Source organism: Epibacterium sp. HA2-3, from assembly GCF_055693725.2.
In genome coordinates this window covers 1,319,300-1,340,244 of the sequence record NZ_CM172490.1, presented here as the reverse complement: position 1 = coordinate 1,340,244, position 20,945 = coordinate 1,319,300, and the positions used below count along the sequence as shown (strand labels likewise).

General features: G+C 57.6%; 20 protein-coding genes. 9 read left to right on the top strand and 11 right to left on the bottom strand.

All coding sequences use genetic code 11. The annotated features are described in order from the left end of the window. The first annotated feature begins 4 nt into the window (after positions 1-4). Positions 5-1,228, top strand: coding sequence for an acyl-CoA dehydrogenase (locus ACZ1HH_RS06190; protein ID WP_472636156.1), 1,224 nt, complete (start codon positions 5-7; stop codon positions 1,226-1,228). Between the two features lie 457 nt (positions 1,229-1,685). On the opposite strand, the gene ACZ1HH_RS06185 is transcribed toward ACZ1HH_RS06190, so the two are convergent. Beyond that, positions 1,686-4,085 carry a GcvT family protein gene (locus tag ACZ1HH_RS06185; RefSeq protein ID WP_487320429.1) on the bottom strand — a complete coding sequence of 800 codons (2,400 nt, stop codon included), beginning with the start codon at positions 4,083-4,085 and terminating at the stop codon, positions 1,686-1,688. A gap of 147 nt (positions 4,086-4,232) precedes the next feature. Between ACZ1HH_RS06185 and ACZ1HH_RS06180 the strand changes: the two genes are divergently transcribed. From ACZ1HH_RS06180 to ACZ1HH_RS06165, 4 genes are all read left to right on the top strand, one after another. Continuing rightward, a complete protein-coding gene (locus ACZ1HH_RS06180) occupies positions 4,233-5,120 on the top strand; it encodes a MurR/RpiR family transcriptional regulator (protein WP_011538592.1) in 888 nt (295 codons plus the stop codon). A 94-nt stretch (positions 5,121-5,214) separates the two neighbouring features. Further along, on the top strand, positions 5,215-6,186 hold the full coding sequence (locus tag ACZ1HH_RS06175) for a TAXI family TRAP transporter solute-binding subunit (protein ID WP_011538591.1): 972 nt from the start codon (positions 5,215-5,217) through the stop codon (positions 6,184-6,186). A 104-nt stretch (positions 6,187-6,290) separates the two neighbouring features. Beyond that, positions 6,291-8,888 (top strand): TRAP transporter permease, encoded by a 2,598-nt coding sequence (locus tag ACZ1HH_RS06170; protein ID WP_472636153.1) that lies wholly within the window; start codon positions 6,291-6,293, stop codon positions 8,886-8,888. Next, positions 8,888-9,319: a universal stress protein gene (locus ACZ1HH_RS06165; protein WP_472636152.1), complete on the top strand. Its 432-nt coding sequence runs from the start codon at positions 8,888-8,890 to the stop codon at positions 9,317-9,319. Before ACZ1HH_RS06170 ends, ACZ1HH_RS06165 begins: the two co-directional genes overlap by 1 nt. Before the next feature lie 176 nt (positions 9,320-9,495). Here the strand turns inward: ACZ1HH_RS06165 and ACZ1HH_RS06160 are convergent, their stop codons facing one another. The 10 genes from ACZ1HH_RS06160 to iscR all read right to left on the bottom strand — a co-directional run bounded on the left by ACZ1HH_RS06160 (position 9,496) and on the right by iscR (position 18,114). Continuing rightward, complete coding sequence (locus tag ACZ1HH_RS06160) at positions 9,496-10,716, bottom strand: cysteine desulfurase (protein ID WP_472636151.1); 1,221 nt, start codon at positions 10,714-10,716, stop codon at positions 9,496-9,498. Continuing rightward, positions 10,709-11,287, bottom strand: a complete 579-nt coding sequence (locus tag ACZ1HH_RS06155) for a YIP1 family protein (RefSeq protein WP_472636150.1) — start codon at positions 11,285-11,287, stop codon at positions 10,709-10,711. Before ACZ1HH_RS06155 ends, ACZ1HH_RS06160 begins: the two co-directional genes overlap by 8 nt. Further along, complete coding sequence (locus ACZ1HH_RS06150) at positions 11,284-11,772, bottom strand: YIP1 family protein (protein WP_168610867.1); 489 nt, start codon at positions 11,770-11,772, stop codon at positions 11,284-11,286. The genes ACZ1HH_RS06155 and ACZ1HH_RS06150 overlap by 4 nt, the downstream gene beginning before the upstream one ends. Before the next feature lie 8 nt (positions 11,773-11,780). Continuing rightward, entirely contained in the window at positions 11,781-13,061 is a 1,281-nt protein-coding gene (locus ACZ1HH_RS06145; protein ID WP_168610868.1) for a SufB/SufD family protein, read from the bottom strand. Continuing rightward, positions 13,061-13,816: a Fe-S cluster assembly ATPase SufC gene (sufC, locus tag ACZ1HH_RS06140; protein WP_472636149.1), complete on the bottom strand. Its 756-nt coding sequence runs from the start codon at positions 13,814-13,816 to the stop codon at positions 13,061-13,063. The genes ACZ1HH_RS06145 and sufC overlap by 1 nt, the downstream gene beginning before the upstream one ends. 62 nt (positions 13,817-13,878) lie before the next feature. After that, a complete protein-coding gene (locus ACZ1HH_RS06135) occupies positions 13,879-14,643 on the bottom strand; it encodes an FkbM family methyltransferase (protein ID WP_011538583.1) in 765 nt (254 codons plus the stop codon). Between the two features lie 12 nt (positions 14,644-14,655). Continuing rightward, the gene (locus ACZ1HH_RS06130; protein WP_011538582.1) at positions 14,656-14,970 is read right to left on the bottom strand and encodes a heavy metal-binding domain-containing protein; all 315 of its coding nucleotides are present in this window, start codon (positions 14,968-14,970) and stop codon (positions 14,656-14,658) included. A 38-nt stretch (positions 14,971-15,008) separates the two neighbouring features. Further along, the gene (gene sufB / locus ACZ1HH_RS06125) at positions 15,009-16,529 is read right to left on the bottom strand and encodes a Fe-S cluster assembly protein SufB (protein WP_416368382.1); all 1,521 of its coding nucleotides are present in this window, start codon (positions 16,527-16,529) and stop codon (positions 15,009-15,011) included. 15 nt (positions 16,530-16,544) lie between these two features. Beyond that, on the bottom strand, positions 16,545-17,588 hold the full coding sequence (locus ACZ1HH_RS06120) for a cysteine desulfurase family protein (RefSeq protein WP_472636148.1): 1,044 nt from the start codon (positions 17,586-17,588) through the stop codon (positions 16,545-16,547). A 67-nt stretch (positions 17,589-17,655) separates the two neighbouring features. After that, entirely contained in the window at positions 17,656-18,114 is a 459-nt protein-coding gene (gene iscR, locus ACZ1HH_RS06115) for a Fe-S cluster assembly transcriptional regulator IscR (RefSeq protein ID WP_011538579.1), read from the bottom strand. Positions 18,115-18,300: 186 nt separating this feature from the next. Here iscR and ACZ1HH_RS06110 point away from each other — a divergent pair, with 186 nt between their 5' ends. The 4 genes from ACZ1HH_RS06110 to ACZ1HH_RS06095 all read left to right on the top strand — a co-directional run bounded on the left by ACZ1HH_RS06110 (position 18,301) and on the right by ACZ1HH_RS06095 (position 20,835). After that, the gene (locus tag ACZ1HH_RS06110; RefSeq protein WP_011538578.1) at positions 18,301-18,954 is read left to right on the top strand and encodes an alpha/beta hydrolase; all 654 of its coding nucleotides are present in this window, start codon (positions 18,301-18,303) and stop codon (positions 18,952-18,954) included. Next, positions 18,954-19,202 carry a hypothetical protein gene (locus tag ACZ1HH_RS06105; RefSeq protein WP_011538577.1) on the top strand — a complete coding sequence of 83 codons (249 nt, stop codon included), beginning with the start codon at positions 18,954-18,956 and terminating at the stop codon, positions 19,200-19,202. The genes ACZ1HH_RS06110 and ACZ1HH_RS06105 overlap by 1 nt, the downstream gene beginning before the upstream one ends. Beyond that, positions 19,199-20,365, top strand: a complete 1,167-nt coding sequence (locus ACZ1HH_RS06100) for an HD domain-containing protein (RefSeq protein WP_472636147.1) — start codon at positions 19,199-19,201, stop codon at positions 20,363-20,365. The genes ACZ1HH_RS06105 and ACZ1HH_RS06100 overlap by 4 nt, the downstream gene beginning before the upstream one ends. 140 nt (positions 20,366-20,505) lie before the next feature. Continuing rightward, positions 20,506-20,835, top strand: a complete 330-nt coding sequence (locus ACZ1HH_RS06095) for a DMT family transporter (RefSeq protein WP_011538575.1) — start codon at positions 20,506-20,508, stop codon at positions 20,833-20,835. Positions 20,836-20,945 lie beyond the last annotated feature (110 nt).

Here is a 20,945-nt window from a genome sequence, read left to right as displayed (position 1 = left end):
CCACATGCTGGATGACAAACCCACACTTCGCGCAAAAGATGCACCTGACCTTGGCCGCTTTGCTTGGGACGACCCGCTGCGCCTGAGCGATCAGCTGACCGAAGACGAACGCATGATCGAAGCCTCTGCACGCGCTTACGCACAGGAAAAACTGCAAAGCCGTGTGACTGAGGCCTATGAGACCGAACAGACCGATCCCGAGATTTTCCGCGAAATGGGCGAAATGGGGCTTCTGGGCACCACGATCCCAGAGGAATACGGCGGCCTCGGTGGCGGTTATGTCTCCTACGGTCTGGTGGCACGCGAAGTGGAACGTGTCGACAGCGGCTATCGCTCCATGATGTCGGTGCAAAGCTCGCTGGTGATGTACCCGATCTACGCTTATGGCAGCGAGGAGCAGCGCCAGAAATATCTGCCGAAACTTGCCTCCGGTGAGTGGATCGGTTGTTTTGGTTTAACCGAACCCGATGCGGGCTCTGATCCGGCCGGCATGAAAACACGCGCCGAAAAGACCGCAGATGGCTATCGCCTCACGGGCTCCAAAATGTGGATTTCGAACGCGCCCATCGCCGATGTCTTTGTGGTTTGGGCAAAATCCGAAGCCCACGGCGGCAAGATCCGCGGATTTGTGCTCGATAAGGGCACCAAGGGCCTGTCGGCTCCGAAAATTCAACAGAAGATGTCACTGCGCGCTTCGATCACGGGTGAGATCGTCCTGGATGGGGTCGAGGTTGGCGACGAGGCGCTGCTGCCACATGTCGAAGGACTGAAGGGACCCTTTGGCTGTTTGAACCGCGCGCGTTACGGGATCAGCTGGGGTGTCATGGGGGCGGCGGAAGCCTGCTGGCATGCGGCGCGCCAGTATGGCCTCGACCGCCATCAGTTTGGACGCCCTCTGGCGAACACGCAGCTTTTCCAGTTGAAACTGGCAAATATGCAAACCGAGATCGCGTTGGGCCTGCAAGCCTCCTTGCGTGTTGGGCGCCTCATGGATGAGGCCAATGCAGCGCCGGAGATGATCTCCATCGTAAAGCGCAACAACTGCGGCAAGGCGCTCGAAATTGCACGGCATGCGCGTGACATGCACGGCGGCAACGGCATCAGCCTTGAGTTCCAGGTCATCCGTCACATGATGAACCTTGAGACCGTGAACACCTATGAAGGCACGCATGACGTCCATGCCCTGATCCTTGGGCGCGCGCAGACCGGCCTGCAGGCGTTCTTCTAAGCCTTAACGAGGCTCAAAAACGCAAAGCCGCCCTTGCAGAAATGCAAGGGCGGCTATTTTGCGGGGATTCCGCGACGCAAGAGGCGCCAACACTCACGGGATCGGTGAGCAGCTCGCGACAAACCTTAAGGCGCGGATTAACACAGGAGGCAAAACCGCTTAGGCCAGCGGCTCTGCGATTAAGAGGTCTTAATTGATCCCAAGTCGCTTTGCACATGGATCATCCCAATGCATCATCTTGGCGTAGTGCAGGGACATTTTTGCAGATCTCCTTCACATGTGCGCCCATCAGAAAGGCAGGGGTATCCGCGCAAAACCTCTGAACGAACAGTGCTAAGGCGTGCCCTTCCAGAGGTTAATGCGCTTTGCGATATCTCATCCAAGCACCCCCAATCGGGTGGGATTTGAGGTGCGTTTTTGCAAAATCACCCCTAGAATCGCAGTTTCGCGCCCTGTTTTAGCCAATGTCGCGCATCCGGAGGCCTTCAGGATCGAACACCGGCCCAATCTGAACCCGCGCTGTCGCCCGACGCCCTGCAATATTGACCTCTACCTCATGGCCGGTTTCCAGTCCCGCTTTGCAAAAAGCCAAAGCGACCGGGCGCCCGACGCGGTAGCCAAAGGCACAGGAGGTCGTATGCCCTATGATGTCACCGCGCGCACTGACCGGCTCATGCCCCAGCGGCACCACATCCCCCTCCTCGAACAGGAGCGAAACGATTTGATGGTTGAGGCTTTTTTTCTTCATCTCTTCAAGCGCTTGAGCACCGATAAAGCCACCACTCTTGCGTAGGGCGAAACCAAGGCCGACCTCAAGCGGGCTTACATCGCTGTCCAATTCATGCCCCATCGCGCAGAACCCTTTCTCGATGCGCATGGAGGTCTGCGCATAGAGCCCGGCCGGGGTCGCACCTGCATCAAGGAGCGCGGTGTAGACCTCTTGCGCGGATGTAGTCTTGCAGGTGATTTCCCAACCAGCCTCGCCAACATAAGAGAGCCGGGCCGCGCGCACAGGATGCCCCGCGATCATCGCTTCGCCATGTTTGAAATAGCCAAGTGAGGCCAGCTCTGCGGCGCCAAGATCGCGCGCAATGCGCATAGCCTCTGGCCCCATCAAACCAAAGGTGGCGAAATCTTCTGTTGTATCACATATATTTACGTCGAACTCGCGGCTGTGCCGCAGAAGCCAAGCCATGTCTCGCTTGATGGCCGCTGTGCCGACAAACAAACGGTAATGATCTGTCGCAAGACGGTGCACAGTAATGTCAGATTCAAACCGACCTTGAGCATTCAGCATGGCGGTATAGATGACGGATCCGGGCGCGCGCGCCATGTGACCCGAACAAACATGCAAAAGAAACGCCTCAGAATCCGGTCCTGTCACGTCAATTTTGCCAAAGGAAGAGGCATCAAACACTGCGGCACGGGTGTGTGCGGCCTTGACCTCATTGGCGACATTGGAGAACCAGTCTGGCCGATCGAACCTCAGCCTTGGTTCCGCGGTCTTTCCGAAATAGAGCGGGCGTTCCCACCCGTAGACCTGACCAAAATGCGCAGCGGAGGAGACATGCGCCGTGTGAACGGGCAGGGGGCGCAGATTGCGCGCAGTAGACAATTGTCGGCCCGGGTATGCAATTTCGTAATGGGTGCCGAGGATCTCGGGCGCGCGCGCCATCAGGTGATTCAATGAATTGAAGACCGGCGCAAAGCGCTTTGCGTCCGCTTCAGAGAGATCATAGGCCGGCGCGCCATGCAGGATTGCATGCGCAAGGTTCATGCCCGCTCCACCTCCCGACGCGATCCCCACCGAATTCATCCCACACCCCAAGAACAACCCGCGCGTCTCGGCGGTTTCACCGAGCATAAACGTGCCATCGGGCGTGAAACTCTCGGGGCCGTTGAGCAGCATTTTGACCTCTGCCGTTTCCAATGCGGGCAAACGGTGCAGCGCGTTCAGCATCATCGGCTCAAAATGGTCCCAATCCTCGGGGAGCAGGCCAAATTCAAAGCTTTCATCAAGACGCCCGGGCGCGATTGCTTTGCCCATGGGTTCAAAACAACCCACCAGCAGCCCGCCGGAATCGTCTCGAATATACAGATGGTTGTCGTGATCCGAGAGGGTCGGCGTGTTGCCCTGGATTCCGTCAATCGGCTTGGTCAGCAGGTAGAAATGCTCGCAGGCAAGGGCAGGGACCTCGGCCCCGGCCATGGCACCGATCTCACGCGACCACAGCCCCGCACATAGGGCAATCGCATCGCACATGACGACACCACGGCTCGTTTCGACCCCTTTGACGCGGCCATTCTCCGTCAGAATTCCCGTCACACCGGTTTGTTCAAAGAGACGCGCACCCAGGGATTTAGCGCCCTTGACCAATGCGGCACAGACGTCCGAGGGCGAGACCCGGCCATCATCGGGCGACCACACTGCGCCAAGCACATCATCCGCGTTCATCAGCGGCCAGCGTTCTTTGGCCTCCTGCGGTGAAATCGATGTCGCTTCAATACCATAGGCATGTGCAAGCGCCTCCTGCCGCTGGATATGAACCAGCCGGTCAGGATTGGTGGCCAGCGACAGGGAGCCTTTTTGTATCCAGCCGACGCTCTGCCCGGTTTCGCGCTCGAGCTGGCTGTAGAGCTCCACCGAGTATTGGATCATCCGGGTGAGGTTGCGCGAATGGCGCAGCGCCCGCACCTGAGCCGCAGAGTGCCAGGTGGTGCCAGAGGTCAGCTGGTTGCGTTCGAGCAGGATCGCGTCGTGCGCCCCCATCTTTGCGAGGTGATAGAGTGTCGAACACCCCATGATGCCGCCGCCGATGACGACTACGGAGGCGTGTGCGGGAAGGTCTTTGGGCATGGTGTCATTCCATTTCAGGCGGAATCAGGATCAGCGTCCCGACGAACCGGGCGTGCAAAAAAGCCTTGATGAAATCACGAAACCCGTCAATGTGAGCAAAAAATAACGTTCGTTATAATCGCAACAGGAGAGAAAACGGGTGAGAGTATGGACCCAACCCTCAGAAATAAAACGATAACACGCCTCAAAGAGGAGCTTTCAGACCTGTCACCGCGCCTCCAGGTGGCCGCAAAATACATCGTGGATCACCCGGCCGACTTTGGGCTCGACTCGATCCGCGACACGGCACGCAAGGCCGAGGTTTCGACCTATACCTTGGTGCGGATCTCCGAACGGCTCGGCTTTGACAGCTACGAGGACATGCGGGATCCGTTTCGTGTCGCGCTGGTGGCACCAACACAGTTTGTCGATGCGCCTGAATGGATCAACCGATGGCGCGAAAGTGGAGAGCTTGGCCAGAAACAGGCTGAAGCGGCGCTGAATTCGATGGCAATTGTCCAACGCAGCTTGGAGGGGCAGAATCTAAGGCAATTGCAGCGGGTGGCCGAGATGCTCCTTGGTGCCAAGAATGTCTATCTGACCGCTGTGCGCGCAAGCTATTCCATTGCCTACTATTTTCATTACGTCGGCCGCATGGCGCTGCCATCGCTGCAACTGATTCCTCGCCATATCAACAGCGCCATTGATGAGTTGAACTATGCCGACGAAGGCGACGTGATGATCGCGATCACGCTCACGCCTTATTCGCGCGAGACCATCGAAGCCTGTGAATTTGCACGTAAAAAGGGGGTCAAACTGGTCATGATCTCCGATAGTGAGGTGATTTCTTCAAAATTCACCCCTGAAGAAACTCTTGTTGCGTCTACGTTGAGCACACATCACTTTGGGTGTTACACGGGGGTTATGGCGGTGGCCGAAAATCTTGTGTCATTGCTGGTGGCTTTGGGCGGTCAGGACGTGAAGGACAGAATCACGTCTTATGAGACCCTGCGCAAGGACAACAACGCCTACTGGGTGGCGAAGAAAAAACATTAGTTATGTCGTGACTGCAAAAATAACTTGTGGAAGCATCGCGCGCATACTATCGGCACCGCGACCGATTTTAGGTTTTAAATCAGGGAGAGTACTTATGGTCCTCAAGCACACACTTCTTGCATCTGCTGCAACTGTTGCGCTCGGCTTTGCCGGGGCGGCGTCCGCGGCTGAACAGCAGTTCATCACCATCGGCACCGGTGGCGTGACCGGCGTTTACTACCCTACGGGTGGCGCGATCTGCCGTCTGGTGAACAAAGACCGCAAAGAGCACGGCATTCGCTGCTCCGTGGAATCCACCGGTGGTTCCGTTTACAACACCCGCACCATCCGTGAAGGCGAGCTGGAGTTCGGCGTTGTCCAGTCCGACGTTCAGAAGGCTGGTCTCGACGGCACCGGCGCATTTGAAGCAGACGGCCCGTTCGAAGGTCTGCGCGCTCTGTTCTCGGTCCACCCGGAGCCGATGCACCTGATGGCGCGCAAGGATGCGGAAATCGCCTCCGTCGACGATCTGAAGGGCAAGAAAGTCAACATCGCGAACCCCGGCTCCGGGACCCGCGTTCTGGCCGAAACCCTGATGAAGTACTCCGGTCTGACCACCGATGATTTTGCGCTGGCAGCAGAGCTGAAGTCCTCCGAGCAGGCCGCGGCGCTGTGCGACGGCAAGATCGATGCAACCATCTGGGCCTCCGGTCTGCCGAATGGTTCGAGCCAGGAAGCGACCTCGTCCTGTGACGTGAACATCGTTCCGCTGTCCGGTGAAAACATTGACACTCTCTTGGCAGAGAACACGCCGTACGCAGCCGCAACCATCCCCGGTGGCATGTATCCGGGTAACCCGGACGACATTCCGTCCTGGGGGCCCAAAGCAACCTTCGTGACCTCCGCTGACGTCTCCGACGAAGTGGTCTATGCGGTTGTAAGCGCGGTATTCGAAAACTTCGACGACTTCAAAAAGCTGCACCCGGCCTTCTCCCGTCTCTCCGAAGAAGAGATGGTAAGCGACGCGCTGTCGGCTGAAATCCACCCCGGCGCGATGAAGTACTACAAAGAGCGCGGCTGGAAGTGATCCAATCACTTCTCTCGTGAAATCAAAGGCTTTCGCCCTTTCTTTAAGGGGCGGGAGCCGTTTTCGTTTTAACAAGAGTGCATAACAAACCGGGTGGGGACACGATGACAGATAACCAGAGCGCGACGGCTCAAGAAGACCGTTCGCTTGAGGATTTTGTAGCCGATAGCGACACTGGCGGTCGCTTGCCGCAGGATGCGTTGGGACGTAATGCGCTGTGGTATCTACCGCTTGTCTGGTCGCTGTATCAGCTTTGGATCGCCTCACCGCTGCCCTTTATCCTCGGGGTTGGCGTGTGGAATGACACCCAGACCCGGGCCATTCACCTTGGTTTTGCGGTGCTTCTGGCCTTCATCGCGTTTCCCGGTCTGAAATCGAGCCCAAGACACCACATTCCGATCCCAACCTGGATCATTGGTGCCGTTGGTGCGCTCTGTGCCTCCTATCTGTTTTATGCCTACTCCGGCGTCGCCGCGCGCTCTGGTGCGCCCAACCAGACCGATGTGATCGTCTCCATCGTGGGGCTGGTGCTGCTGCTGGAGGCCGCACGCCGCAGCCTTGGTTTCCCGTTGATGGGTGTTGCGCTGTTCTTCCTCGCCTATGTCTTTTTTGGCTCTTCGCCATGGTTGCCGGAAGTGGTGCAATGGAAGGGCGCCTCGATCAACAAAGCCATGAGCCATATGTGGCTCACCACTGAGGGCGTTTTTGGTGTCGCTCTGGGCGTATCCTCGGGTTTTGTGTTTCTTTTTGTGCTCTTCGGTGCACTTCTTAATCAAGCCGGGGCAGGGAACTACTTTCTGAAACTGGCCTTTGCGGCCCTCGGGCACCTGCGCGGCGGCCCCGCCAAAGCAGCTGTGATCGGCTCGGCCGCCACCGGTCTTATTTCGGGTTCGTCCATCGCCAATGTGGTCACAACCGGGACCTTCACCATTCCGCTGATGAAGCGCGTGGGCTTTCCCGCCACCAAGGCAGGCGCGATCGAAGTTTCTTCGTCAATCAACGGCGTTCTGACGCCGCCCGTGATGGGCGCGGTGGCCTTCCTGATGACCGAGTATGTCGGCATTCCTTATGTGGAAGTGGTCAAAACTGCGATCATCCCGGCAGCGATTTCCTATATCGCGCTGATCTACATCGTGCACCTTGAAGCGCTGAAAATGGGCATGAAGGGCTCGAGCCGGATGCATCCGGTCAAGTTCTTCCTCGGTGCAATCTTCACCATCTCGATCTCGATCCTGATCGGGGGCGGCACGCTCTGGCTCTGCGGTGTTCTCGTGAACGCGCTGGAGAGCATTGCAGGTGGCGCAACCACATGGCTGATCGTCGTGATCATGGCGGTGCTCTATGTTCTGGCGCTGAAAGTGGCTGCCGCACAAGAGGATCTGGAGATCAGCATCGAGTCGATGCAAAACCTGCCTCCCACGCGCGAGATCTTTAAAACCGGCATTCATTATATCATGCCGATCCTGCTGCTGATGTACCTTCTGATGATCGAACGGAAATCGCCGGGTCTGTCGGCCTTCTGGTCGTCCGTCGCAATGCTTGTGATCCTCGCGACGCAGAACCCGATCAAGTCGATGTTCCGAGGTCAAGACACTGCAATTGCTGATTTCAAACAAGGCATTGCGGACATCTTTGAAGGTCTGATCATCGGTGCGCGCAACATGATTGGCCTGGCCTGCGCCATGGGTGTTGCCGGGATCATCGTGGGCGCCGTGACCCTTACGGGGATCGGGCAGGTGATGGCGGAATTCGTAGAATTCCTCTCGGGTGGCAGCGTCATGCTGATGCTGATATTTGTCGCGCTCATCTCCATTGTTCTGGGCATGGGTCTGCCAACAACCGCCAACTATATCGTGGTGAGTTCGCTGATGGCCGGCGTTGTGGTCGAACTTGGCGCGCAAAACGGCCTGATCGTGCCGCTGGTTGCTGTCCATATGTTCGTCTTCTACTTCGGGATCATGGCGGATGTGACGCCACCCGTGGGCCTTGCAAGCTTTGCAGCTGCGGCAATCTCCAAGGGTGATCCGCTGCGCACCGGCTTTCAGGCGTTTTTCTACTCGATCCGCACCGCGCTGTTGCCATTCCTCTTCATCTTCAACACCGATCTTCTGTTGATTGATGTGGGACCGATCCAGGCCATCTTTGTCTTTATCGTCGCGATGATTGCGATGCTGCTGTTTGCGGCCTCGACGATGAACTATTTCATCGTGAAATCAAAGATTTGGGAAAGTGTCTTGTTGCTCCTGGTGGCCTTTACCTTGTTCAGGCCCGGGTTCTTCCTCGATCAGTTGCAACCCGCCTTTGAAACCCGACCGGGCTCTGCGATCTACGAGATGGCCGAAGCGGTCGAAGATGGCGGAACACTGCGTGTGCGTCTGATGGGCGAAAGCCTTGAAGGCGATATGGTCGATGCCCGTTTCCTGTTGCCGCTTGGCGAAAAGGGCGCGGATGGGCAGACCCGTCTCTATGATGGCGCTGGGATTGAGTTCCGCGATGAGGATGGCAAGATCTACGTCGACAACCTGAACTTTGGCGGTCCGGCAGAGCAGCTTGGCATCGATTTCGACTGGGAACTGGTCGAGATGGAGGTTGAGGCTGATCGTCTGCCGAAAGAAGTCTTCTATCTGCCGGCGTTCTTGATCCTTGGTTTCGTGGTCTTCCTGCAAATGGGCCGGAAGCGCAAAGAAGAAGGAGTAGCCTGATGACCAAACATGTACTTTGCGCCATCGACCTGACGCATATGGACGCGGAAGAGACCTTGCTGAAGCGCGCAGCAGAGCTTGCGGAATTCTACGGTGCCACGCTGAGCGTGGTGACCGTGGTCCCGGACTACGGCATGAGCATTGTGGGATCGTTCTTCAAGGACGGCACCATGAAAGAGGCAGTCAAAGAAGCGGACCGCCAATTGCATGCCTATGTCAAAAAGGTCGTGCCGGACATGAGGGACGTGCAGCACATCGTTGAAGTCGGGGCAAATGTCTACGAGATGATCCTGGATGCGATCAAACGCTCCGAAGCAGATCTCGTCGTGATGGGCGCGCATAAGCCTGAGTTGATGGATCGACTGCAAGGTCCAAACTCAGCACGCGTGGCGCGCTACGCACCATGTTCGGTGCTGATCGTGCGAGACTGAACCAACATCAAATAAAAGAAAACGCGCTCCAAACCGGAGCGCGTTTTTTTGTCTGTTTTCATGGGCTCAAGGGTGCTGATCGACGCTGGATATGAGGGCGAATACAAATCCCATAATCAGTATTATGTAAAATGTGCTTCTATAGAGCATACACTCCGATTGGAGCCCCACCAGTCCTAGCCAAAAAGCTCATGTGCGAGTTCTAGCGCCTCAATCAACGTATCTACCTCTGCACGCGTGTTGTACATGCCAAAGCTCGCGCGGCACGTTGCAGAGACGCCAAGATGATCCATCAAAGGCCCCGCACAATGATGCCCGGCACGCACCGCGACACCTTTCTTGTCGAGAATGGTTGAGATGTCATGCGCATGTGCAGCGCCCTCAAGCGTCAGACTGAATATCGCTGCTTTTCCAGGAGCATGGCCCTGAATATTCAACCAGTTCAATCCCTTGAAACGCTCCGAAGCATAGTCTCGTAGATCGGCCTCATGGGCGGCAATTTCTGCCATTCCGATCTCCATCATATAGTCAAGCGCGACGCCGAAACCGATCGTCTGCACGATCCCTGGCGTACCAGCCTCGAACTTCATCGGCGGATCGTTGTAGATCACCTGATCCTTGGACACTTCTTTGATCATATCGCCGCCGCCAATAAACGGACGCATCTCGGCCAGACGCTCCGGCTTGATATAGATCGCGCCGGACCCGGACGGACCATAGAGCTTGTGCCCGGTGACGGCATAGAAATCACAGTCGAGATCCTGCACATCCACGGGCATGTGAACCGCGCCCTGAGAGCCGTCGACAAGCACTGGCACGCCTTTGTCATGCGCGCCTTTTGTGATGGATTTTACATCAACAACGGTTCCCAAGACATTGGAACACTGGGTGACTGCGACCAGCTTGGTCTTTGGTGTAATGGCGTCCAGCACCTTTTGCGGGTCCAGGCTTCCATCCGCGTCCGTGTCGATCCATTTGATGACGACACCTTGGCGTTCGCGCAGGAAATGCCAGGGCACAATGTTCGCATGGTGCTCCATGACGGAGAGGATGATCTCATCGCCTGCTTCCATCCGCGGCATGGCCCAGGAATATGCCACGAGATTGATACCCTCTGTGGTCCCGGAATTCAGCACGATGTGATCTTCGTGAGCCGCGTTCAGAAACTTTGCGATGATGCCGCGTACGCCTTCGTATTTCTCAGTCGCGAGATTAGAAAGATAATGCAAGCCACGGTGAACATTTGAATATTCTTCCGCGTATGCCTTTGTCACGGCATCAATCACAACCTGAGGTTTCTGCGCAGAGGCCCCGTTATCGAGATAGACCAGTGGCTTTCCGTTCACTTCGCGTGACAGGATCGGAAAGTCAGAGCGGATTTTTTCGACATCATACATTGGACGTCTCCAGAATTGTGGGCGCAAAAAGGCCCATCAGGATCAAAACAGCGATCATCGCACCAAGCCCGGCCAACAGGATCACGCCTGCAGATTTGCCAAGCGAAGAGAGGCCAAACCCTTCTTTGGTGAAGTGCGCCAAGACATAGAGCCCATAGAGCGCGGCTGCGAAGTTAAACAGAACGGCCAAGGGTGCAATGACAAAAACCATCGCAATCGCAATAACCTGCACAACGATGTTCACGATGCGCAGCCAGACGAGCAGTCCCAGAATGGTGCCAAATTCTGCGTCTCCGCCCATCCACCTCGCCGCAACCATCGACGCGGCAGTGTAGCTGAGCTGCAGCACGACAAGGAACGCGCCAAAGAGCGCGGGGCTCAGTCCCGGAAAGAGCGCATTGGAGGGATCTCCCAGCAACACGCTCTGCCCCGCATAGAGCAGAACGCTGAGCACGACATTCAGCGCAAACCCCGTCCAGACCACTTCGTCAGTGAGATTGAGCGCCATGATCCGGCGCGCAGCCGAGGCAGGATTAACGATAGTTTCGACCAATAGGTCTTTGAAGTTCATAGGTTTTTACCCCAGTAGGCCTCGATCAGACCAGAGATCCAGAACCAAAGGAAAACAGCAAGCCACAAAAGTCCAACTGAACTCAGTGCAGGGCTCGGCCCAATAAAGCCTGCCACCAAACCATTGAGCAACAACAATGGCGAAGACGCCAGAAGCGCCCAGAACAGGGCAAGCCGACCACAGTAGGCATCGCCCTGCCCTCCGACCAGTCGCACGAACAGATGCGAGATCAACGCAAGCGCATAGAGCGCCAAAGGAGCGATGAAGATGATCCCCATCAATGCTCCGCCCAGCAGCATATTCAGCTCTTGCCCACTCAGATGAGCCTCACGGGCCAATCTCGGCATCTGTGCAATGAACAACAGCACGCAAGCGCCCATGACAAAAGCCAAAAGCCGGTCTTCACGCGGCCCCATAGCGAGAAGCCGCGCAATCACCTTGCGCGGCCCCCGATATGTCGCCGTGATGTCTGCGGTCACAGCCATCCCGGACCTCAGCGCCGCCGTGCGAGCCAGCCGTAAAGGCGGTCGTTGATGCTTGCGGCGATCTCGTCGTCTTCGATTTCCTCAACCGCTTCGGCCAGGAACGCGAGCGTCATCAGGTCAGTGGCCTCGGCCTCAGGCACGCCACGAGAACGCAGGTAAAACAAACCATCCTCATCAATGGCACCGGAGGTGGACCCGTGCGAACAGGCCACGTCGTCTGCGTAGATCTCAAGCTCTGGCTTGGCGAGGAACTGGCTGTCGTCGTCCAAGAGCAAAGACTGAGAAATCTGATACCCATCAGTTTTTTGCGCGCCTTCCTTCACAAGGATCTTACCCTGGAAAACGCCGGTGGCGCCGTTGCGCAGGACCTTCTTAAAGACCTGGCGGCTCTCACAATTGACCGCGTCATGCGTAACAAACACGGTGTCATCGTGGTGAAAATCACCATCACCAACACAGGCACCAGCCAGATGCGCCACAGCGTCATCACCGAGGAATTCGACCACGGCCTCGTTGCGCGTCAGCACACCGTTCACCGTCAGCGTAAAGCTCTTGAAAACGGACTCCGTCCCAAGCCGCGCAAAGAGATGCGTTGCGGCGCGGCGCTCGTGATCGCGCCCCTGGGCGCGCACCAGATGCAGCTTGCCCGTGTCTGCGATGTCGATTTCCATCGCTTTGTTAAAGCGAGACGCGGCTGGGCCATTTTCGAGGATCGTCGCTTCGGCCCCGCTGTCGACTTTGATCACGTGGTGCAGGATCGCATCCGAGTTTTCGCTCGCGTGCTGATAGACCAAGTTGATCGGCTTGGACGGCTTGCCGGTGACGTGGATGACCACGCCATCCGTCGCAAAAGCCGTGTTGAGCGCTGCCAGAGGACGCTCCACCGGGGATTGGCCACGCGCTTCAAGAACACCGTAGATGTCCTTGGCCCAATGGATATCTTTGCGATCGATGTCAGCCAGACGCTCGATGCTCACGCCCTCAAGCGCGAGGTCATCAGAGGCCTCTGCGTCAAACACGCCATCCACAAAAACGATGCGCAGCCGGTCGAAGCTGTCGAACATCGGCGCCTCGCCGCTGTCGAAAACGGCAGCCGCAGGTGCGTCTGCCGCCGTTAGCGTGTCCGGGCGGGTGTATTTCCAATACTCATCCCGACGGTCCGGAAGTCCCATGGTCTGAACCCGGGCCACAGCAGCGCGACGCGCCGCCTCAAGACATCCACCTTCGGGCAAGGACAACGCCGCCAGGCGTGCCTCCGTCGTTGTTTGTTTCAGCTCGGGAAGTCCCATTATGCCACCTCGGACAGGATGTCTGCGTAACCGTTGTTTTCGACCTCAAGCGCCAGCTCGGGACCACCGGTTTTAACGATGCGACCATCCGCCATGATGTGCACCACATCCGGTTTGATGTGATCCAGAAGACGCTGGTAGTGGGTGATAACGAGGAAGCCGCGACCTTCGTCACGCAGCGCGTTGACGCCGTCCGCGACCAGTTTCATCGCGTCCACGTCAAGGCCGGAGTCGGTCTCGTCGAGGATGCACATCTTGGGCTCAAGCATCGCCATCTGCAGGATTTCGTTGCGCTTTTTCTCACCGCCGGAGAAGCCGACATTGACCGGACGCTTCAGCATGTCGGCGTCGATCTTCAGCTCTTTGGCCTGCGCGCGCACGTGCTTCAGGAAGTCGGTCGCTGAGAGTTCGTCTTCGCCACGCGCCTTGCGCTGCGCATTCACCGCAGTCCGCAGGAAGGTCATGTTACCCACACCGGGGATCTCGACCGGGTATTGGAACGCGAGGAACACGCCAAGCGCTGCGCGCTCTTCGGGCTCTAGCTCCAGGAGTTCTTCGCCCAACAGGGATGCGGAGCCCTCAGTGACCTCATAGCCGTCCTTGCCGGACAGCACATAGGACAGCGTCGATTTGCCTGAGCCGTTCGGCCCCATGATCGCATGCACTTTGCCAGCTTCGACGGTGAGGTTCACACCTTTGAGGATTTGCTTGTCTTCTTCCTCAAGTTTCACGTGCAGGTTTTTGATTTCTAGCATGTTTTTCGCCTTTTTCTGCTTGCAGTCAGCGCTGGCTGCGCGATCTGCAGATCGTGGTTTCGTCAGCTCTCCGCATCCAACTGAAGCGGCTTGATGACGTAATTCTTGTTTCGGTTATAGCGCTGTAGGGTGTCGAACACCCCGTAGCCCATCTGTTCAATCAGGGCGTGGAACGCTGCATCGTTTTCCCGGTCGACCTCGACAAGCAAGGCTGGCCGGCATCGTTTGATCGTGTCCTGCAGGCCGGAAAGCACCAGGATTTCCATACCTTCCACGTCGATCTTGATGAAATCGACCTGCTCATCCTGAAGCGCCAGATCCCCCGTGGTGATCTCGATATCACCCTCTCCGGCAAGCATCTTTGCAGCCCCGAGATTGCGGTCTCTGGCCTCCATCCCAAACCCCGCGCGTGGCGCGTCCCCCAGACCTTTGCCAAGATGGCTGAGGTCATATTTGGGGGCGAGCCCATTGGCAGAGATATTTGCCAGCAAGAGCTTTAGCGCTTTTGGGTTCGGCTCAAAGGGGATCACGCGCGCAGCCGACAAGAAGGCTGCGGCATAAAGCCCGTGATTTCCAACATTGGCCCCGATGTCGACAAAGGTGCCCCCAAGCGGGAAAAGAGACTTGATTACAGAGAGTTCTTCCTCTTCGTAAAAGTGCCCTTCGCGATGGGAGCGCTGGATCGGGTCGCGCTGCATATCGACAGAAAACACCATGCGGCGCCCGTGAATTTCGCTCGTGTAGAGCGACACATCCGCAAACCCCACTGATTGCCCGGAAGAGATCCGGGCAACAATGTCAGGGAGTTTTGAAGGGTCAAACAGCACGGCGTTTCCTCTTTAGCCGATCACGACAGCGGTGCCGCTGGCAGAGACCATGAGCATCGATTGCCCGACAACTTCATAATCGAGGTCGACCCCCACAACGGCATTCGCGCCAAGCGCACGCGCCCGGTCTTCGAGTTCGCTCAAAGCCGTCTCGCGCGCGTCCTGCAGCTTACTCTCATAAGCGCCTGATCTACCGCCAACAATGTCGGTGATCTGGGCAAATACATCGCGCACCACATTGGCACCCATGATCGCCTCGCCCACGACGATGCCTTTGTACTCGGAGATCTGGTAGCCTTCGACGCTATTTGTTGTCGTGACGATCATGGAGGTCGCTCCTTCGCTCGTTTGCCAGGGGCCGGCCATTAGCCGACCGAGCCCTCAAGGGAGATTGCAACAAGCTGCTGCGCTTCCATCGCAAATTCCATCGGCAGAGCCTGTAGGACGTCCTTGCAGAAACCGTTCACGACCAGTGCAACCGCTTCTTCTTCGTCCATACCGCGCTGGCGGCAGTAGAACAGCTGATCATCATCCACCTTGGAGGTTGTCGCCTCGTGTTCGCAGCGCGAGGAATTGTTCTTGACCTCAATGTAAGGCACTGTATGCGCGCCACATTTATCGCCGATCAGCAAGCTGTCGCACTGGGTATAATTGCGCGAATTCTTGGCCTTTGGGTGCATCGACACCAGACCGCGATAGGTGTTCTGCGCCTTGCCGGCAGAGATCCCTTTGGACACGATCCGGCTCTTGGTGTCCTTGCCAAGGTGGATCATCTTGGTGCCGGTATCGGCCTGCTGCATGTTGTTGGCGATGGCGATGGAATAAAACTCACCCTGGCTTTCATTGCCGCGCAAAATGCAGGAGGGATACTTCCAGGTCACTGCAGATCCGGTCTCCACCTGCGTCCACATCACCTTGGAGCGGTCGCCGCGGCAATCGGCACGTTTGGTCACGAAGTTGTAGATGCCACCCTTGCCGTTCTCATCGCCGGGGAACCAGTTCTGCACGGTGGAATATTTCACCTCGGCATCTTCTTCGATGATGATCTCAACCACGGCAGCATGCAGCTGCGCAGTGTCACGCTGTGGTGCAGTACAGCCTTCCAAGTAGCTGACATAGCTGCCTTTATCGGCAATGATCAGCGTCCGCTCAAACTGTCCGGTGTTTTCGGCATTGATGCGGAAATAGGTGCTGAGTTCCATCGGGCAGCGCACGCCTGGCGGCACATACACGAAGGATCCGTCAGAGAACACGGCCGAGTTCAGTGTGGCGTAGAAATTGTCCGATACCGGGACCACAGAGCCGAGGTATTTCTTGACCAGCTCGGGATGCTCGCGGATGGCTTCGGAGATGGAACAGAAGATCACGCCAGCCTTCTTGAGTTCGTCCTGGAAGGTCGTGCCGACAGACACGGAGTCAAACACCGCATCCACAGCCACCTTGCGGCCCTCTGCGGGCGCATCCTCTGCGCCCTCAACACCCGCAAGAATCATCTGCTCTTTCAAGGGGATGCCGAGCTTTTCGTAAGTAGCAAGCAGCTTTGGATCGACTTCATCCAGCGATTTCGGCTTCACTTCCATGCTCTTGGGACGGGCGTAATAATACTGGTTCTGAAAGTCGATTTCAGGGTAGTTCACCATCGCCCAGTTCGGCTCTTTCATGCCTTCCCAGCGCTCAAAGGCCTGCAGACGCCATTCGGTCATCCACTCAGGCTCTTCATTTTTCTCGGAAATCAGGCGCACGATATCCGGGTTCACGCCTTTGGGGGCGTATTCCATCTCGATATCGGTGTCCCAGCCGTATTTATATGTGCTGACCTCGCGCACCGCATCCACGGTTTCCTGATCAACGCCTTCCTTGGCTTCGAATTGGTCCAGAGCGGCCATCGTCTTCTCCTGCACTCACGCCGAGCGGGCGCGATGTTTCTTCTGTTTGGCGCACCACGTTTCTGCAAACCGCAGCACATCCGTTTCGGTCGTGTCAGCCCCAAGCGATACGCGGATCGCTCCCTGAGCTGTCTTCTCATCAAATCCCATCGCGGTCAGAACCGCACTTGCGCGCACCTTGCCGCTAGAGCAGGCGCTCCCCGCGCTGATGGCAAACCCCGCAAGGTCCATCTGCATCACCTGCGTCTCGCCCTTCCAGCCGGGGGTCGCAAAACACGAGGTATTGGGCAGGCGGCGCGCCTCGTTGCCAATAAAAATAGTGCCCGGGCACTGGGCCGCAACCGCCTTTTCTAGAATATTTCTAATTTCTGCAACCCGGTCCCAGACACCGTTATCAAGATCCTTCGCGGCTGCTTCAGCTGCGGCGCCGAACCCTGCGATTCCAATGACATTTTCCGTCCCGGAGCGGCGCCCCATCTCCTGGCCGCCACCCCTGATCTGCGCGGCCAAATCCGTCCCGCGCTTCAGCACAACCGCCCCGACACCCTTGGGTCCACCGAGCTTGTGCGCCGAGATGAGCGCCATCGTCGCGCCCATCCAGTTGAAGGCGACCGGCAGCTTTCCAAAGGCCTGCGTGGCATCCGTGACCGCAAGCCCTTCGGGCAGATCCTGGATGACGCCGGTTTCCGAGTTGGCAAGCTGAAGACAGGAAATCTGCGGGTCCAAAACCGCGACACGACCCTGAGCATCAACTGTGAGATCCTCTTTGATCCAAGCCCTTACAGCGTCATGCTCAAGCGCGGATCCGTGTAGATCACGCCCCATCAACGCAAGTGCTGCTCCCTCGGTCGAACCCGAGGTAAACACGATGTCTGCCCCGTCGGCGCCAAAGGCCGCTTCAATCTGGGCCCGGGCACGCTCCACCACGGCCTTGGCCGCGCGTCCTTCGGCGTGCACCGACGACGGGTTGCCGCACACATCCATGGCCGCGATCATCGCTGCCCGCGCGTCGTGGCGCAGGGGCGATGTGGCGTTATGATCTAAATAAACACGAGTCATGGAGTCATATTTTCAGGCAGTCACAGTTGCATTCACGCAGAGGTCAAGGGGGGCCCTCGCGCATGGTCTATTCATCGACCACGGAGAAGAGATTGGGCACTGCTGGACAGGGCGCGAGGTCGTTCTCGATCACATCCGAAAGGCGTGTTTGATGAAGAAAGACGTAGACATGCGCACTCAGCCCCTCCCACAGACGGTTGGTCAGTGATTGCGCCCTGCTCCCACTTGATCCACCCGACGCCCCTGCCCCCTTGTGCATGGCGTCTACGGTCTCATCAACGGCGGCGAGGATCTCAACGACCCGAATTTCGGATGCGGGCCGCGCCAGACGATACCCACCCCCGGGCCCACGCACGGAGGCCACAAGCCCGCCACGACGTAGTTTCACGAAGAGCTGCTCGAGATACGGCAAAGAGATCTGCTGACGCTTGGAGATATCGGCCAGGACGACCAGTCCCTCTGATGGCTGCAACGCGATGTCAGCCAAGGCCACCATTGCGTACCGTCCTTTTGTCGAAAGCTTCATCTGCCAACCCTTTTGTCGAAAAAGCAGCAAATGATTGACGATAGCCCTGCCAATGCGTATCTCAGCTTGACAGGGTGCCGGTCCTTCACCTGCGCCTCTTTAGAACAGTTCTAAGGTGCCGGATAAAATTCGTCAAGTATTTGTCTCCGCCACCTCGCCAAGAAGCAGAGTAGGATTAACCCACCCATGCCTGAGGTCATTTTCCCCGGACCCGAAGGACGCCTGGAAGGCCGTTATCACCCGCAAAAGGAAAAGGATGCGCCGATCGCGATCGTGTTGCACCCGCATCCGCAGTTCGGCGGCACAATGAACAACAAGGTGGTCTACAACCTCCATTATGCCTTCTACAACATGGGCTTTACCGTTTTGCGGTTCAATTTCCGTGGCGTGGGCCGCTCGCAAGGCGAATATGATCAGGGCGTTGGCGAGCTCTCGGATGCTGCCTCTGCTCTGGACTACCTGCAGTCGATGAACAACAACTCCAAGCACTGCTGGGTTGCGGGCTTCTCCTTCGGGGCCTGGATCGGCATGCAGCTGCTGATGCGCCGTCCGGAGATCACCGGATTTATCTCTGTCGCGCCGCCTGCCAATATGTATGATTTCTCCTTCCTGGCGCCCTGCCCGTCTTCTGGTCTGATCATCAACGGCACCGCCGACCGCGTGGCGCCGCCTGCGGACACCGTGGGGCTGGTGAACAAGCTGCACGAGCAGAAGGGCATCACCATCACCCACGAAGAAGTCGAAGGCGCGGATCATTTCTTCCAGGAGCCGCATATGGACACGATGATCGGCAGCGTGACCGATTATGTGAAGCGACGCCTGACAGAGAACACCCGCTGATGGGGACGCTGGACACACTGGCTGCAAAGCTGGCGGAGGACACCCTCAAGGTCCAAGATGCGCTCGGCGAAGATCGCATCTACATGGAGATCGCCCAGGTGCTCGGGGCGGCCTCCCAATCTCTTGAAGAAGCCTTTCTGACAGAGGTTCGCATTCGTCTTGCCGAGCGCAAGGCCCGTGATTTTCTCAGCAAACGCCTAGAGGCCGCCAAGGCTGCACTCGAAGCAGAGGCCAAAAAACACCAATGACCACAGATCTTGAGCAGCAATTCGAATTCCTCACTGAAATCGAAAGGCTGCGCGAGGTGGAACGGCAAAACCTTCTGCTGGACGGCAGCCGGGTTGAAAATTCGGCCGAGCACAGCTGGCATCTGGCGCTCTATGCGCTGGTGTTTGCCCCCTATGCGCCCTCCGACGTGTCCATAACCCGTGTCATCGAGATGCTCTTGCTGCATGACATCGTGGAGATCGACGTTGGCGATCATCCGATTGATGAGCCAACAGACTGGGAGGCGGTGGCACAAGCCGAAGACCGCGCGCAGCGACGGATATTCGGACTGCTTCCAGAAGCGCAGGGCCACCGGCTGCAGGCGCTCTGGCAGGAATTTGAAGCGGCGCATACAGCAGATGCGCGCTTTGCAAAATCGCTGGACTACTGCCAGCCGATCTTCCAGACGCTTTGCGCTGTTTCGCCTCCCGCCGATCACCTTCGGGTGGTACGCGAAAACCTGACCACCGGTCGCGCCACCTCTCTTCGAGAGCGGTTTCCCGAGGCTTATGCAGCAGCATGCAGCCTCATTGACGGTCAGACCGTCAGCGATCCGGACTTTGCAGCACGGCTCGCGTTTCTGTCCGAAGCTGACCGGTTGAAGTCGGTTCTACGCGCCTCGCGGATTGCCTCCGGCGCCCGATATGAAAACTCGGCAGAACACAGCTGGCACATCATGCTCTATGGCTGGATCCTCGCTCCGCATAGCCTGTCGGAAGTCGACGTCTCGCGCGTTCTCAAGATGCTGCTACTGCACGATCTGGTCGAGATTGACGCCGGCGATGTGCCCATTCACTCCAATCTGGACGCCGCCGCGCTGCGCCAGATCGAAGAGACTGAGAAAGCCGCCGCAGAGCGGATCTTTGGGCTGTTGCCGGACGCGCAGGCCAAGGACTGCCTCATGATCTGGCAGGAATTCGAAGCCGCCCAGAGCGCGGATGCGGTCTTTGCCAAATCCATCGACCGGGTGCAGCCGGTCTTGTTGAATATTGCCACCGGCGGTGGCAGCTGGGTGGCCTATGACGTCACCCTACCGCAGCTGGAAACCCGCGTGGGCGTCAAAATTGCGCGCGGCGCACCAAAGGTCTGGGACCATGTGCGCGCGCTTCTGTTGCCCTGGTTTACGGCACAAGGCCGCCTCTGAAGGCTAAGAACCCGGCGCGCACGGCTCAAACGAGGGGCGCGCCTGCATTTCCCCTCTTGCGTCGGCGCGCATGGCAGGATTTGAGGGGAGCATGCCCTGCCCGCTTGAGGTGGGACTCTCAGGACCGATGAGGAGATGCCATGCATTATCTTTACCTGATGGCCGCCGTTTTGGCCGAAACCATTGGGACAACCGCGCTTCAGGCCAGCCAGCAATTCACCCGGCTGCTGCCCTCGGTGATTGTTGTCGTTGCTTACGGCCTGTCTTTCTTTCTGATGAGCCTCACGCTCAAGGTGATGCCAGTGGGGATCGTGTATGCGATCTGGTCCGGGCTCGGGATTGTTTTGATCGCCACCATCGGCTTTCTTGTCTTTGGCCAACGCATTGATCTGCCTGCAATTGCGGGAATGGCGTTGATCATCACAGGCATTCTGGTGATCCACCTGTTCTCAAGCAGCTCTGGCCACTGACACCCGCCGCAAAGACCAGGATCACGCGGCAGTGCGGCGACAGTTGTGGCTTTGTCCCTCTTTTGCACTAGCCATGGGGGCTTTATCGCGGTATGCGCCCGGCAACCCCA